Below are 15,279 nucleotides of genomic sequence, written 5' to 3' on the forward strand. Positions count from 1 at the left end.
CCGCGCTGGAGGTGGTATTATTGATATTTATTCTTTTTTTCTTTATTTTGCACAGGCGGAAAATAACATTTATTCTATTTCAATTCTACGCACTTTACGCTTTTTGATAACTGCCTAAACTCTTCACAAAAACACAGCTGCGTTTTAAACTCTCTATCGTCTTCACTATATTTTCATCCTCAACATGCCCTCTTAAATCAACAAAAAACATATACTCCCACGCTTTCTTCTTCGTAGGACGAGATTCTATCTTTGCTAAATTTACTCCATTCCTGTTAAAAATTCCCAGTATATTGCACAGCTCTCCTACTTTATCCTTTACTGTAAAAACCAAACTCGTCTTATCTTTCCCGCTCGCCTTTGTCAATATTTTCCCTATAACAAAAAATCTAGTGAAATTTTCCCTGCTGTCCTGTATCCCTTTATGCAATATATACAAATCATATATCTTCGCCGACGCCTCTCCTGCTATCGCTGCCGCAAAATCTTCTTTCACCACTTTCTTCGCCGCTTCCGTCGTCGATGATACAGGTATCAATTCCGCTTCCGGATAATTCCTCAGCGTCCAATTCCTGCACTGCGCCAATGCATGCTCATGCGAATATATCCTCAATATCTTACTCTTCCTATCTTTTACTAGAAAACACTGCTCTATCTTCAAACTTATCTCCGCACATATTTTAAGCTCCGTCTCCACAAGCATATCTAGCGTCATATTCACCGAACCCTCATTCGAATTCTCTACCGGCACTACTCCAAAATCCACCCGTCCGCTCTCAACTTCTGTCAACACTTCCCTAGGACTTGTAACCGGAATAAAATATCCTGACGACCCGAAATTCTTTATCGCTGCCTGATGCGTAAACGTCGCCCACGGTCCTAAAAATGCTATCTTTGTCGGACTTTCCAAATTCCTACACGCACTTATTATTTCCGTATATATATTCTTCAGCGCTTCCTCCCCCAAAATACTCTTAGATGAGATTACATTCTTCAGAACTTCTTTCTCCCTCGACGGCACATAAACCGCTCCCTCTCCTTCTTTATACCCTCTGCCCTTTGCTTTACCCACTTCTAACGCAAGCTCCGCCCTTCTATTTATAAGTCTTGCTATTTCTTTATCAACTTTATCTATCCTCTTCCTTGCACTCTGTAATTGTATCTTTGACGCCATTTATCCCCCCCCCACCCCTTACCTCTTAAAATCTAACCCTTTTTCTATCCTTATCCTTATTTTCCCCTCTATAATATTTATATAAATATATTTACCCCTCTTTATTCAAAATTATATGATCGCAGAGAGAATTCTTTGCGATCATCAGTTTCGTCTGTAAGAAAAAAACGATTTTTTCATTGATCCCAGATTTTTTTAATTTGTTACAAATTATTTCCGACAGATTTAATCTGTTGCCGTTAAGTTTAACATTAAACCTTGCTTTCCATTTCGCAGCATAGTTTATAACAGCACAAGCAGATATGACGTCCGATATAAACTTTAATTTCCTCCGCTCTAACGTAGAATTCTCTTTGTAATATTTCAAGAGAACTTTCTATTATTCCCACCGAAAGACCTTTCCAGTCTATGTGAATTGCAGCTTTAAACTTCACACACCCGTAAAACATAAGCAAAAGAACGCAACTTGCTGTGAAAATCCCCAGAATTATCACTTTATCTGCAGTAATCAACCCGACGTAGCCCCCCCCACCCACAAAAGTGTCTCTGTCGTAAGTACTAACAATTTTTATGTTACGATCTGTGCATAACAGCCTTGCCGGATTTAACTTTAAGGAAACAAAAAAAAAGATTTTCTTACACCTTAGTTCATATTATAGGCAGTCTTAGTAGTCGTAAAATGTTTATGCGGAAAACTTTTTTCTGATATAAACTCATTTTTAATTTATATGTCTGTCATAAACTGATTTTCTCTTAAAACAGCAGACTTCATATAAGGGCTTATCGGCAGTCCACCGTTGTAATTTACCTTTTAAACAATCCTGAAGCAAAACTCTTTACTGCATTCAAAACAACATTAGGCATCGGAATAGGACATCGGTAAAGAAAGCTCGATAGTCGGCAACCGAAATATATGAAGACTTTTTCTGCACAGTTGAAGTTCTCCGCAGCGTCCGCTTATGCTCTCTCGCGCTGCTCAATCAGAATTTTCAAGCTCTGCTCATTTTAGAAGCAAAGACGGATTATAAGCCGAATTCTGTCTTTTAAAAATAAACCTTAAAAGCGCAGTCATTTCTCTGCCGTTAAAATCACTTTTAACGATCAAGCGACTATACTTCAATCTTGCTTTCCAGTAAGGATTTAGCCGTTTCACCTTCTGCATTGCTGCAAAAGCTTATCCTTTTTCCATGCTACTTTTCCCGCTTTCTCATTTGCGGGAAAACGTCTTCCTTGATAATAAGGATACTTTTTCCGTCTCCGGAAAAGGCGTCTCTGTTCGCACCTCTGCCCTTGCGGGCGACAGGTATTACCTGCTACCGTTTTCTGAAATAATGCCTATGCTTTTTTGCAGTTAAAGTTCGGACTTTCCTCTTCACAATAAATGTAAAGCGACTGCATATTCGTCTCTACTTAAATTATTTTATTTTTGCAACAATATTCTTGAACAATTATCACAGAATACAAGTTCATGACATTTGTACGCCTGATTTATCAACTGCGGTCTTAGCATCATTCCGCAACATTCACAGCTTTCATCGCCGATAAGACATATTACCTGTCCGTCACGACAATCGCGGAGCCTTTCATACTGCATCAATATAGTCCTATTGATTTTTAATTTATACTCTTCCCTTTCTTTTTCTACTGCAGTTGCTTCTTTTTCAAGCTTTTTTATAAAATTTTCAAATTTATTTATCTCGTTTTTTACTATTTTTTCAATTTTTTTTAATTCATCTTCTGCAGATTTGACAATAACAAATTCCTTCTCTATTTTATCCATAAACTCCAAAATCTCATTTTCAATAACGCTCTTATCACATTCCGCTTTTTCTATCTTTAAAAGCAACGCTTTATAAATATCATTTGACTTAACGGTGTTAAGTTCTAAAGAGTGTACGCTTATTGCTTTCTCTTTTGAGTCTAACGCCGATTCTTTTTCTTTCTTTAAAGAATTCAATTTGACAAATTTTTTCTTTTTTGTCTCTGTTTCCTTTTTTTTATATTCTAAACTTTTATTTTTCTCTTCCACTAAAGACAGAACTTTACCAATTTTTTTCCTTATATCAACTATTCTAATATCATAGTTCTGCAATTCATATAACAATTCAAGCTCCGATCTTAAATTATCCATTTATTTCTCTCCATACCCCGGGTCGTCATCTCTTTGGCAACGTAAAACTTGCCCTTAACACACCACCATTCCTCAATAAAAGTGACGACAGCATACGGTCTCTGATACTTCGCCGCAGTCAACGGCAGCATAAACCGACCTGTCACGAGCCCGCTTACACAAAAATACATAATGTGTAGTGCAGGGTTCGAACCTGCCACCACTCGCGTGTGAAACGAGTGCTCTTCCACTGAGCTAACTACCCCCATAACTACAATTATTATAGCAAATAAAAAACCCTTGATTTCTCAAGAGTTCGTCATAATTTCCGCTATAACTGGGCCTGGTAGGACTTGAACCTACGACCATTCGATTATGAGTCGAGTGCTCTAACCAACTGAGCTACAGGCCCGCTTTACATATCAACCCATACATTTAAAAATTGTACTCAAAAAATTATATTAAGTCAAACAAAAGAGATTTTTCTACCCGAAAGTATATTGTATACGTTGTAAAAAATTATTTTATACTGTCAAGCCACTCTTTTGCGCTGCTTTCGGTTGCCATTCTCCAGTCACCGCGCGGTGAAAGAGATATTGTTCCAATTTTTATCCCATCGGGAACACAGTTGCGCTTAAACTGACTTGCAAAAAAACGTTCGATAAAAACTCTCAGATATTTTTTTATTTCTTCTATGTCATATTTCCCTTTAAAGGCTTTTAGAGCAAGCATAAGTGTTTTATCCGGTTTCTGCCCAAAACGCACGGTATAATACAAAAAAAAATCGTGAAGTTCATAAGGTCCTATTATGTCTTCAGTTTTTTGCGAAATTTTACCATTATCCGACGGAAGAAGTTCCGGACTTATTTCCGTATTTAAAATAGAAAGCAGAGCTTTTTTATATTTTACGACCCTTTCGGATTCATAAGAGACAAGATGTTTAACAAGGGTCTTGGGAACCGATGAATTCACAGCGTACATGGACATATGATCGCCATTATAAGTGCACCAGCCAAGCGCATTTTCAGACAAATCGCCCGTACCTATAACCAAACCTTCTTCGGCGTTTGCTATGTCCATCAAAATCTGCGTGCGTTCCCGAGCTTGCGCATTTTCATACACGGTATCTTCTTTGCCACTGTGTTTTATATCCGTAAGATGTTTTCTAACAATATCCGTAATTGGAATTTTTCTAATTTGTATTCCAAGAGCTTCTGCAAGTTCCGATACGCTTTCTACGGTTTTTAAGCTTGTGCCAGGTCCCGGCATAGTAACGGCTATAATATCTTTTTTACTCCTGCCTAAAATTTCATAGCTTCTCACTACAGCTAAAAGAGCAAGGCAGGAATCAAGTCCGCCGGAGATCCCCAACACCGCATTACTCCCCGTAAATTTTAACCTTTCCGCAAGCGCTCTTGACTGCATTTGAAGTATGAGTTCCGCACGGGAAGATACAGATTTTAAATCCTCCGGAACAAATGGCAGCTGCGAAATGTGGCGCATAAGTTCCGTATCTGTTTCATCAAAATTAAATTCCACCGTGCGGTATCCGCTTGAATTATATGATTCAAAAACGTTAAGCCTGCGGCGTTCGTAAGCAAGTCTTTGTGTATCTATTTCGCATAATGTAAGCCCGCTTTCAAAAAGTCCGCCCTCCGCAAGGATTTCTCCGCTCTCGGCTATAATGCGAAACCCTGAAAAAATTATATCGCTTACCGATTCGCCGCTTCCCGCAGAAGCATAAACATAACCTGCCGATAAACGACCGCTCTGTGACTTTATAAGAGTTTTTCTGTAATCGACTTTACCGATGAGTTCGTTGGAGGCGGAAAGGTTTACTATAACCGAAGCCCCCGCCTGCACATGTCGGTTAGAAGGCGGCGAAATTATAAACATATCCTCACATATTTCAGCGGCAATTTTGACAGTGTCGTTATTCTTTGCCGCAAAAATTATGTCCGTTCCGAAAGGTGCGGTCTGTCTGCATAATTTAATTGACCCTGAAATATCTCTGCCCGAAACAAAATGACGAAGTTCATAGAATTCAGAATACGACGGCAACGCAGTTTTAGGCACAACACCCAAAACTTTTCCATTCTGGAAAGCAACAGCGCATGAGTAAAGTTTTCCTTCGTTCCATATAGGGGAACCTACAAAAACAAGAGCTTTTTTCCCGACAGTGGTTTTACAAACCATATTTAGAGCATCGCTTGCAGAATGCATAAGCACGTCAGATAAAAATAATTCCCCACACGTATACCCTGTCACGCATAGTTCTGGAAAAACTAAAAGTTCGACGCCGCAAGTATTCGCTTGCTCTATCAACTTTATTATTTCCGCGACATTTACTGAAGGATTCGCCACACTTATATGCGGCGTCGCTGCTGCAGTTTTAATAAACCCGTATTTCATTATTTCCCTCTCTGCCGCACTCACACATCACCGCCGTGTTTTATTAAAATCAAGCTCAAAACCAAGTTTGTTCATAACAATATCTCTTAATCCGGGAACCGCAACAACTTTTCTATTATATTAAATCCGAAGGCATAACTTCTATGCCTATAAAAGTCCCCGACGACTGCTTGAAAGTTTCAAGCAATCCTGCAAGTTTTAATATATTTTCTCTGCCGCCTTTAATTATTATATGTTGTCTGTAAACATTGTTAAGCTTTGCGATATATGCCGGCACAGGGCCTAAAAGCTTTAATCCCAGCTTATAACTTTTAATTGAATTTTCAAGGAGAGAAAAAAGTTTTTCAGAATCGTCATCAGCTTTTTTTTCTTCTTTATTTCTTATTGAAATTTTTGCCACGTCGCAGTAAGGAGGATAAAATAACTTTTTTCTCTCCTCTATTTCAGTTTTATAAAAAGATACAAAATCATGATTTTTTGCATACTCTATTGCGTAATGCTGTGGGTGATTTGTCTGAACTATTACGCTGCCTCTCATATCTCTTCTGCCGCTGCGTCCCGCAACCTGCGTAATAAGCTGAAAAGTTTTTTCAACTGACTTAAAACCAGGAAGATATAAAGATGTATCTGCATTTACGACACATGCCAAACTCACTCTCGGAAAATCAAATCCTTTTGCTATCATCTGCGTCCCTATCAATATATCGTATTCCTCATTTTTTATGCCTCTGTAGACTTTCTCATAATTTTCTTCTGAAGACGCAGTATCTCTGTCAAGTCTGAAAATTTTTGCGGTTTTGAAAAGTTTTTTCAACTCGTCTTCAACTTTTTGAGTTCCCGCACCAAAAACAGCTATGTCTCTGCTTTTACACACAGAACATGCCACAGGCAGATTTTTTGTTAAGCCGCAGTAATGGCATTTTAAAAGCTCCGGATTCCTGTGAAAAACCATTGAAACGGAACATTTGGAACACTGGTAAACGATGCCACATTTTCTGCACATAATCGTCGGAGAGTATCCCCTGCGATTTAAAAAAACAATTATCTGCTCTTTTCTCGCCAAAGCTTTTGACATCGCTTCTATTGTCTCCGGAAGAAGCAGTCCCGCTTTAAATATTCTGTCTCTTAACGTTAAAACTTTTACCTCAGGTAATTCTTTTTTACATATCCGTTCGTTTAATTCTATTAAATTCAGTCTGTTTTCCAGCGCGTCTTTATAACTTTCAAGAGATGGAGTCGCCGAGCCTAAAACCACGACCGCATTGTGATATACGCCGCGCCTTTTTGCAATTTCTCTGGTATCATAAGACGGTTTTTGCTCCTGCTTATACGTATGCTCGTGTTCTTCGTCGACAATTATCAGCCCTAAATTTTTAAACGGAGCAAATACTGCAGATCTTGCGCCTATCATTATTTTTATACTGCCATTTTTCGCTTTTGAAAACAGACTGTATTTCTCGATGTTGCTTATGCCACTGTGCCAGACACCAATACTTGCGCCGAATCTTTTTGTCATAATATCCACAAATTGAATCGCAAGAGAAATTTCAGGAATAAGCATTATGGCACTTCTGTTTTGTTTTAAAACGTACTCTACAGCTTTTATATATACTTCCGTTTTTCCCGAAGCTGTAACTCCGTAAAGAAGAAAAGCATTATAAACTTTTTTCCCCAAACTTTCATTTATTAAATTAACGGCGTTTGACTGCTGAGCGTTTAAGATATGTCTTTCATATATTTTTTTTTCATATTTATTTCTATTTTTCGGAATTCTTTTCGGAGGTTTCATTGAAACAGGAATTATCGACGCAAGCGCTTCGCCCAGAGAACAGACATAATTTTTTGAAATATAGTCCGCAATCTCCATTGTTTCTCCGGTTATAAGAGGGTCATCGTCAATAATTTTAATAATTCTTTTTAATTTTAAACCGCTGTCGCTTTCAACATTCCGACAAGATATTGCATAAGCTGTTAAAATTCTTTTGCCAAACTGAACTTTAACTCTTTTTCCGACTATGCTTTCGGGATTCATATTCTCAGGAGGCAGATAGTAAAAGATTTTATTTAAAGGAACAGGCAAAACTGACTCTAAAACTATCATATTTCACCTGTATCTAAATAATGCATAACTTTTTTCATATCTTCCCAGACAAATTTTTTTAAGTTCTGGTTCCTGAGAAGAGCAGCAGGATGAAATGTAGGTATAAGTTTTATGCCTTTATATTCTCTTACGCTGCCTCTTATCCTGCTGATGGATTCTATGCTGTTTAAAAGTCCTTTTGTGGAAGACGCTCCTAAAGTCACAATGATTTTAGGTTTAATAATTTCAAGCTGCATATCCAAATAAGGTCTGCATATTTCCATTTCTTCAAGTGTCGGAGGTCTGTCATTTGAACGTTTTTCAGGATTAGACGGATCAATCATAGCGTGACATTTAACTATATTTGCAATATACACGCTTTCTCTTGCCTGGCCCATCGCTTCAATGATTTTCGTCAAAAGCTGTCCGGCCCTTCCTACGAAAGGTTTTCCTATATGATCTTCGTCATATCCAGGACCTTCGCCGACAAACACCAAATCGGCATCCGGGGACCCGCATCCGAAAACCGCATTTAAACGTTTTTCCCCTAAAGGACATTTTTTACAAAAACTAACTTTTTCTCTAAGCTCTCCAAGTTCTTCTCCGGAACTGGAAATTTCTGCATAAAAAGCCTGTCGTCCGGTTTTTGGAAAAACAGCTTTGCCGCATGAAACATTAGCAGACGAAGTCTTATAAACCTCATTTTCCCCCCAATTTTTATATTCTTCAAGAGATTTTCTTGCTAGATTCAATATTTTTAAACATTCTGATTGTTTCATCTATAATCTTTTCCGCAATGATTTTTTTATTTTTATTCTTCATCTCCAAAACACCGTCCGCATCTATGATATACATCGTAGCCCTATCTGAACCAAACGATTCTTTGCCATTTGCAGTTATCAAATCAAGTTTTTTATTTTTCAGTTTCAATCTGGCGTTGCCTATCAAATTTTCAGTTTCAAGCGCAAATCCTGCAACAATCTGATTTTTTTTATTTTTGCCACAATATCCAATAATATCGATATTTCGTTTAAGTTTTATCAACATTCCCAAACTGTCTTTTTTAATTTTACACTTACAAGTTTTAACCGGACAATAATCCGCAATAGCTGCCACGCTTATTATGATATTGGCTTTTTTAAAATTCGATTTTGCTTCTTTAAACATCTCCAAAGCTGTCGTAACTTTTATAAGTTTTACATTCGTCGGAAATATGCTTGACGGACCCGAAATAAAGATAACACCGCATTCTCTTTTTAAAGCGGCTTGAGCAAGAGCATTGCCCATTTTTCCAGATGATTCGTTGCTTATAAATCTCACGGGATCAATATATTCTTTTGTAGGTCCCGACAAAATAAGAAATGTAAGTTTTTTTGACATCACCGCGAGATTTCCTTCATTATAACTTCAACCGAAGCAAGCCTGCCATCTCCACCGTCTCCGCAGGCAAGTTCGCCTTTTTCAGGCATAACAAATCTATAACCGTAGCTTTTTAAAGTTTCAATATTTTTCCTCGTAGCCTTATGGTTAAACATATTGGTGTTCATCGCAGGACATATTAAAATATCCGCTTTTGAAGCAAGAACAGTGCATGCAAGCAAATCGTTCGCCCTGCCGCAAGCAAGCCTAGCAATTATATCAGCGGTAGCCGGAACAATTACAATAATATCAGCTTTTTGGCCAAGCGATATGTGGCTTATTTCCCATTTGTCGGTCACTGCAAACATATCTATGTATATTTTATTTTTTGACAACGTCTGCAAAGTGATCGGCGTTATAAACTCGGAGCCACCTCTTGTTAAAATACACTCAACGTTTGCTTTAAGTTTAACAAGCTGTCTTATAATATCACAGCTCTTATATACCGCAATGCTGCCGCAAATGCCCAAAATAACATTTTTATTTTCTAAAGCCATATATTTTTTCGCACAATATCTTATCTGCTCTATTATTTCGGTTTTGCCCCTTTTTTCATTTCTTTGCGCAGCCCTTCAATTTTTTCACGCGTTGCGACATTCGTCATAACATCGTTTAATGCCTTATCTATAAGTTCAGTCTGCGTAAGTTTTCTGTAATCTTCGTTCTGTTTTATTACTTCAACCCATTCCAATACAAGTTTCACTATTTCATATCTTCCTAGCCGGGACATCGATACTGCTGATCCTAACTGCATTTCTGTAAACACCATTTCTTTTATCCCCTGTCAAAAAAAATCATTAAAATATTTTTTATTCTTTTGAATTTTATATTTCAAAGACTTTATAATTGTTTTTACTGCAATCACAGCTTTATCTAGTTTATCATTTATAACCAGATATTCGTATTTTTGAACGGATTTGACTTCTTCCACCGCATTGCCAAGCCGCATTTTTATTATCTTTTTGTGGTCTTTATTTCTTGAAACCAGCCTTTCCTTAAGCGTTTTTAAATCAGGCGGCATTACAAAAATCATACAGGCGCCAGGATACTGCTTTTTTATGCTCATTCCCCCTTGAATGTCAACGTCCATAAGAATATTTTTTTTCATTTTTAACATCTTGCCTAAAAATACTTTCGAAGTACCGTAATAATTGCCGTGAACTTTTGCCCACTCGGCAAATTTCCCCTCTTCAATCATCTTTTGGAATTCAGTTCTATCTATAAAAAAGTATTCTCCGCCGTTTGTTTCATCTTTCCTCGGACACCTTGTAGTGTAAGATACTGAATACACCACATTTCTGCTACTTTTGACAACAGCATTGCATATAGCAGTCTTGCCTGCTCCAGACGGCGCAGAAATAATTATTATATTACCTAATGATTTAGCACTAGAATTGTTTAATCTTTTATTCAACTCAAGAATCCAAACAAAAAAATATCGGGAAGGCGGGACTTGAACCCACAACCTCCTGCTCCCAAAGCAGGCGCGATAGCCAATTACGCTACTTCCCGGTTAACATTACCACACGTTCATAATACCGAATAAACTTTATTTTCAGAATTTACAGCTTGTTTCTCAATACTGAGGATGCTTTATCTATGAAATATACGGTCTTTTCCGGATCTTTCAAAGCTTTATAACCATGTTGTTTCGATTTTTCAGAATGATAACTGCGAATTTGATAAACTTTTTATAATCTTTTTTACTTTTTGCAAAGCTTTTGCTCTGTGACTTAAGGAATTTTTTATTTCACAACCGAGTTCCGCAAAAGTTTTTTCATATTCCGGAACATAAAAAACCGGATCATACCCAAACCCGGCAGTCCCTGCAGTATGCTTCTTTATTGTACCAAATATTTTTCCGTCTGCCAAGAACAGTCTGCCAGCGGGACTTGCAACTGCAACCACTGTCCTGAAATTTGCCGTCCTTTTTTCTTCAGGAACATCTCTTAACTCTGCAAGCAATTTTTTATTGTTATCGTCATAAGAACAGTTTTCGCCGGCATACCTTGCCGAATAAATTCCTGGCCTACCGTTTAAATAATCAACCTCAAGTCCAGAGTCATCTGCAATAGTCCATTTTTTAAAGAATTCAGCCGCTTTCCTCGCTTTATTTGAGGCATTTTCTTCAAGCGTTGCACCCTCTTCTATCATCGTAGGATAATCTGGAAAAGAAGTCATCGGCACAATTTCAATATCTAAATCTTTCAATATAGATTTGATTTCTTCTTCTTTATGCCGATTTTCCGTAGCAAGAACTATTTCCTTTATCATAACAAAATTCCTTTCAACACTTTGATCTCATCTGCTCATCCGCAATTTGTTTTATGCTTTCACACACAGCGCATATTCAAAAGTTTATTTAATTCTTATCTACTCCTATGTCTAAGCCAAAATCCTCATCAAAATTTGGTAAACTGTTTCCTGTTCCTGAATATTCAACCGGATAATCGAATTATGCATTTAAATATCATCTTAAGCGCATCCGAAAACCGCAACCGGGCAGGGCTAAGAGCTATCCTAAAAATTTTAAACTTTCCTTTGTCTTTTCAATTTTCAGATTCGCCTCATTAAGTCTTAATTTAATTTTTTCTATTTCGGATTCAGCAGCTCTTTTTATAAAATATTTATTCTGTAATTTTAAAGTTGTTCTGCCAACCTCTTGCTTTGCAAGAGCAATTTCTTTCGCAAGTCTCGCTTTTTCTTTATCAATATCGATCAGCCCTTCCAAAAGCAAAAATATTTCAAAACCACCTGCAACAATAAGCGCAGAATTTTTAGTTCTTGTAATATTTCTTACAAACCGTATTGAACTTATTCTCGCGAGCTGTTTTATATAGCTTTCATTTTCCTTTGCAACTTTTTCTTTCCTTTCATCTAAAACGTTAAACAACGCTTCAATCCAAACTGCAGGAGAAATGTTCATCTCGCTCCTTAAAATCCTTATCTTTACGATTATATCCTGCAAAACTTTCATTTTTTCAATAGAACCGCTATTTCCCTCTTTAACTTCAGCAAAAGAGCTTTCGCTGATTATTCCAATATATTTTTCACCTTTATTTAATATTCGCCATATCTCTTCGGCTATAAAAGGCATTACGGGAGATACCAATTGCAATGTCGATTTCAGCACATACACAAGTATTGAGAGAACCCGCTTTTTTACATTTAAATCTGCTGACATAATACGTATCTTTGAAAGTTCCACATACCAGTCGCAGTATTTTGTCCAGAAAAAATCATAAATCTCTCTCGCAGCACTATCAATGTTATAAGATTCATAGCCCGCTTTAACTTTTGAAGCGGTCGCGGCAAACTCTGCAATAATCCATTCGTCGGCAAGCTCAAACGTCTGAATATTTTTATCGAGTTCACTGATGTCTTGCGAATTTATTATTATGAATCTTGAAGCATTCCATATTTTATTTGCAAAATTTCTTGCCGCCAAAAAAGATTCTTCTGAAATCTGCATATCTCTACCGGGAGCAGCAACCTGTGCGAGCGCAAATCTCAATGCGTCCGTGCCGTATTTGTCCATAATATCACCCGGATTAACAACGTTTCCAAGAGATTTTGACATTTTTTTACCATTTTTGTCTCTTACTATGCCATGAATAAACACGTTGCTATAAGGAACATCTTTCATAAATTCCAAACCGAACTGTACCATTCTTGCAACCCACAGATATATGATTTCATGTCCCGTAGCTAAAACCGATGCAGGATAAAAATATCTTAAATCCTCATTATTTTCATCTTCGCCCCAATCAAAAATACTCATAGGCCACAACGCCGAAGAAAACCAAGTATCTAAAACATCTTCATCTTGAATAAATTTTCTGCCCTTGCAGCAAGAACATACTGCAGGTCTATCAAGCGAAGCAACTGGACTACAGTTCGTCCTTTTTCCTTTTTCGTCAACACAGTAATAAACCGGTATTTTGTGCCCCCACCATATTTGACGGCTCAAGCACCAGTCCTTCAAATTTTCAAGCCATAAAACATAAGGTTTTTTCCATGATTGCGGATAAAAAGACATTCTCCCGTCATTTACCGCTTCAACCGCTTTTTCAGACATTTTCTTTACATTTAAAAACCACTGCTCCGACATCAAAGACTCTATTTTTGCAGAGCATCTGTAACATTTTCCAACCGAATGAACGTAATCTTCTGTTTTTACCAAAAATCCTGAAGCTTTTAAATCTTTAACAACTTCTTTTCTTGCTTCTTCTACACTCAAACCCAGATATTTTGACAGAACGTTTATCATTCTGCCACTGGTATCTATTACTTCTATAGTTTCAAGATTGCTTCTCTTTCCTATTTCATTGTCAACTGCATCGTGAGCCGGCGTAATTTTAACGGCACCAGTCCCGAAAGACTTATCAACAACATAGTCTGAAATTATTTTTATTTCTCTGTCCACTAAAGGAAGTTTTACGGTTTTTCCTATAAACTTCGCATATCTATTATCGTCAGGATTTACGGCAACCGCTATATCGCCTAATATTGTTTCAGGTCTTGTTGTCGCGACGATAATGTATTCACCACAATCTCTCAGCGGGTATTTTATATACCATAGATTACTCCTTTCGTCTTCATATTCAACTTCTATATCAGATAATGCAGTTGCACATCTGGAACACCAGTTTACGAGTCTTTTTCCTCTGTATATGAGACCTTTATTAAACAGCTTTATAAAAGCCTTCTTAACGGCTTTTGAACGACTCTCATCCATAGTAAAAGCCAGTCTGTCCCAATCCAGACCACAGCCGAGTTTCTTAAGTTGATCCAATATTGCGCTACCTGTTTCGGTTTTCCACTGCTGCATCTTTTCTAAAAATTTATCCCGTCCCAAATCATATTTTGTTCTGCCTTCTTTTTTAAGAAGTTTTTCAACAACATTTTGAGTAGCAATACCACCGTGGTCTGTGCCAGGAACCCATAAAGTATTATATCCTTTCAACTTCTTAAATCTTATTATGATATCCTGCAGAGTGACATTCAAAGCATGTCCCATGTGCAAAGATCCAGTTATATTAGCGGGCGGGATAAACATGGTAAACGGTTTCCTGTTTCCGTCCAATTTCGCTGAAAATGTCTTATTTTCTATCCAATATTTACACCATTTTTCTTCAATTTCTTTAGAATTATAAACTTTTTTCATTTTAAAACCTTTTTGAATCCAGTTGAAAAATTATACAAAAAAAATCACTGTCAATTGTATTTTTTTATATAATTTATTATTATTTTCTCCGTTATTCTAAAACTAAGCGCACTTTTGTCCGAAGAAACGACGACGTCAATTTTAAAGAGGCAGTTATGAAAGCGAAAACAGTGTTGATAACAGGAATTTCAAGAGGAATAGGCAAAGAACTTACGTCATCTTTTTCAAAAAACGGGTGGAATATCTGCGGCTGTTACAAAAATAACAGTCCGGATTATACAGTTCCAAATTCTAAATTTACAAAAGCGGACATATCAAAGCATAATGAAGTAAAGGAGCTTATAAAAAGTTCAATCAGCGAGTTCGGTAAAATTGACTGCGTTATAAACAATGCGTCAGTTGCAAAACGCGCAACCATATTTAGAATGACCAACGAAATGTGGGAACGCGTCATTAAAACAAATTTAAACGGAACTTTTTACATAATCAAAGAGGCATTAAGAACAATGATAAAGCAGAGAAGCGGCTCAATAATAAATATCGCATCAATTTCAGCATTTAAATCTTACGTCGGCGCGGCAGGCTATTCAGCTTCAAAATCAGGGGTTATATCTCTAACAAGAACAGCCGCAAGAGAGGCAGGACGTTTCGGAATAACCGTAAATGCGGTTTTGCCGGGTTTTCATTTTACAAGTATGGGTGACAATGCGGGAGACGCATACATTGAAGAAGTTAAACGGAAAAGCGTTTTAAATGCTACTACAGACATCAAAGAACTTGCCGATTTCATTCTTTTTCTCGCCGGGGTAAAAACAGTATCCGGCCAGATTTTTAACTTTGACTCAAGAATAGCATAAACAGCAATACAGAAATCCTTCTTGCCGTCACTGCGGATAAATTAAGTTTATCCGGGAAAG

General features: G+C 37.3%; 13 protein-coding genes, 3 tRNA genes and 1 other RNA gene. 1 reads left to right on the forward strand and 16 read right to left on the reverse strand.

The features are described from left to right. Positions 1 to 94 precede the first annotated feature (94 nt). The 16 genes from pheA to RSTT_RS04030 all read right to left on the reverse strand — a co-directional run bounded on the left by pheA (position 95) and on the right by RSTT_RS04030 (position 14,362). Positions 95 to 1,174, reverse strand: coding sequence for a prephenate dehydratase (pheA, locus tag RSTT_RS03950; RefSeq protein ID WP_096525743.1), 1,080 nt, complete (start codon positions 1,172 to 1,174; stop codon positions 95 to 97). 251 nt (positions 1,175 to 1,425) lie between these two features. After that, a complete protein-coding gene (locus RSTT_RS03955) occupies positions 1,426 to 1,710 on the reverse strand; it encodes a laccase domain-containing protein (RefSeq protein WP_172412858.1) in 285 nt (94 codons plus the stop codon). 473 nt (positions 1,711 to 2,183) lie between these two features. Beyond that, positions 2,184 to 2,582, reverse strand: an RNA gene (gene rnpB, locus RSTT_RS03960) — RNase P RNA component class A. 12 nt (positions 2,583 to 2,594) lie between these two features. Beyond that, positions 2,595 to 3,305, reverse strand: a complete 711-nt coding sequence (locus RSTT_RS03965; RefSeq protein ID WP_096525745.1) for a zinc ribbon domain-containing protein — start codon at positions 3,303 to 3,305, stop codon at positions 2,595 to 2,597. A 172-nt stretch (positions 3,306 to 3,477) separates the two neighbouring features. Further along, positions 3,478 to 3,549 (reverse strand) — tRNA-Val (locus tag RSTT_RS03975). Between the two features lie 73 nt (positions 3,550 to 3,622). Beyond that, a tRNA-Ile gene (locus RSTT_RS03980) sits at positions 3,623 to 3,696 on the reverse strand. A 107-nt stretch (positions 3,697 to 3,803) separates the two neighbouring features. Then, on the reverse strand, positions 3,804 to 5,696 hold the full coding sequence (locus RSTT_RS03985; protein WP_096526019.1) for an NAD(+) synthase: 1,893 nt from the start codon (positions 5,694 to 5,696) through the stop codon (positions 3,804 to 3,806). A 115-nt stretch (positions 5,697 to 5,811) separates the two neighbouring features. Beyond that, entirely contained in the window at positions 5,812 to 7,797 is a 1,986-nt protein-coding gene (gene priA, locus RSTT_RS03990; protein WP_096525747.1) for a replication restart helicase PriA, read from the reverse strand. Beyond that, positions 7,794 to 8,555, reverse strand: a complete 762-nt coding sequence (locus RSTT_RS03995) for a uracil-DNA glycosylase (RefSeq protein ID WP_096525748.1) — start codon at positions 8,553 to 8,555, stop codon at positions 7,794 to 7,796. The genes priA and RSTT_RS03995 overlap by 4 nt, the downstream gene beginning before the upstream one ends. Next, positions 8,503 to 9,156, reverse strand: a complete 654-nt coding sequence (locus RSTT_RS04000) for a phosphopantothenoylcysteine decarboxylase domain-containing protein (protein WP_096525749.1) — start codon at positions 9,154 to 9,156, stop codon at positions 8,503 to 8,505. Before RSTT_RS04000 ends, RSTT_RS03995 begins: the two co-directional genes overlap by 53 nt. After that, positions 9,156 to 9,692 (reverse strand): flavoprotein, encoded by a 537-nt coding sequence (locus RSTT_RS04005; protein ID WP_015423560.1) that lies wholly within the window; start codon positions 9,690 to 9,692, stop codon positions 9,156 to 9,158. Before RSTT_RS04005 ends, RSTT_RS04000 begins: the two co-directional genes overlap by 1 nt. 32 nt (positions 9,693 to 9,724) lie before the next feature. Further along, complete coding sequence (locus RSTT_RS04010) at positions 9,725 to 9,949, reverse strand: hypothetical protein (RefSeq protein WP_231941933.1); 225 nt, start codon at positions 9,947 to 9,949, stop codon at positions 9,725 to 9,727. Positions 9,950 to 9,979: 30 nt separating this feature from the next. Then, entirely contained in the window at positions 9,980 to 10,609 is a 630-nt protein-coding gene (gene gmk / locus RSTT_RS04015) for a guanylate kinase (RefSeq protein ID WP_158302820.1), read from the reverse strand. Positions 10,610 to 10,633: 24 nt separating this feature from the next. After that, a tRNA-Pro gene (locus RSTT_RS04020) sits at positions 10,634 to 10,707 on the reverse strand. A 147-nt stretch (positions 10,708 to 10,854) separates the two neighbouring features. Continuing rightward, positions 10,855 to 11,469 (reverse strand): XTP/dITP diphosphatase, encoded by a 615-nt coding sequence (locus tag RSTT_RS04025; RefSeq protein ID WP_096525750.1) that lies wholly within the window; start codon positions 11,467 to 11,469, stop codon positions 10,855 to 10,857. A gap of 241 nt (positions 11,470 to 11,710) precedes the next feature. After that, the gene (locus tag RSTT_RS04030) at positions 11,711 to 14,362 is read right to left on the reverse strand and encodes a valine--tRNA ligase (RefSeq protein ID WP_096525751.1); all 2,652 of its coding nucleotides are present in this window, start codon (positions 14,360 to 14,362) and stop codon (positions 11,711 to 11,713) included. A 155-nt stretch (positions 14,363 to 14,517) separates the two neighbouring features. Between RSTT_RS04030 and RSTT_RS04035 the strand changes: the two genes are divergently transcribed. Then, complete coding sequence (locus RSTT_RS04035) at positions 14,518 to 15,219, forward strand: SDR family NAD(P)-dependent oxidoreductase (protein WP_096525752.1); 702 nt, start codon at positions 14,518 to 14,520, stop codon at positions 15,217 to 15,219. Positions 15,220 to 15,279: the final 60 nt, after the last annotated feature.

Source organism: Candidatus Endomicrobiellum trichonymphae (assembly GCF_002355835.1).
Taxonomy (GTDB): Bacteria; Elusimicrobiota; Endomicrobiia; order Endomicrobiales; family Endomicrobiaceae; genus Endomicrobiellum; species Endomicrobiellum trichonymphae.

Coding starts and splice junctions, on each gene's coding strand:
- pheA (WP_096525743.1), bottom strand. CDS start 1,174: ATGGCGTCAAAGATACAATTACAGAGTGCAAGGAAGAGGATAGATAAA.
- RSTT_RS03965 (WP_096525745.1), bottom strand. CDS start 3,305: ATGGATAATTTAAGATCGGAGCTTGAATTGTTATATGAATTGCAGAAC.
- RSTT_RS03985 (WP_096526019.1), bottom strand. CDS start 5,696: ATGAAATACGGGTTTATTAAAACTGCAGCAGCGACGCCGCATATAAGT.
- priA (WP_096525747.1), bottom strand. CDS start 7,797: ATGATAGTTTTAGAGTCAGTTTTGCCTGTTCCTTTAAATAAAATCTTT.
- RSTT_RS03995 (WP_096525748.1), bottom strand. CDS start 8,555: ATGAAACAATCAGAATGTTTAAAAATATTGAATCTAGCAAGAAAATCT.
- RSTT_RS04000 (WP_096525749.1), bottom strand. CDS start 9,156: ATGTCAAAAAAACTTACATTTCTTATTTTGTCGGGACCTACAAAAGAA.
- RSTT_RS04005 (WP_015423560.1), bottom strand. CDS start 9,692: ATGGCTTTAGAAAATAAAAATGTTATTTTGGGCATTTGCGGCAGCATT.
- RSTT_RS04010 (WP_231941933.1), bottom strand. CDS start 9,949: ATGCAGTTAGGATCAGCAGTATCGATGTCCCGGCTAGGAAGATATGAA.
- RSTT_RS04025 (WP_096525750.1), bottom strand. CDS start 11,469: ATGATAAAGGAAATAGTTCTTGCTACGGAAAATCGGCATAAAGAAGAA.
- RSTT_RS04030 (WP_096525751.1), bottom strand. CDS start 14,362: ATGAAAAAAGTTTATAATTCTAAAGAAATTGAAGAAAAATGGTGTAAA.
- RSTT_RS04035 (WP_096525752.1), top strand. CDS start 14,518: ATGAAAGCGAAAACAGTGTTGATAACAGGAATTTCAAGAGGAATAGGC.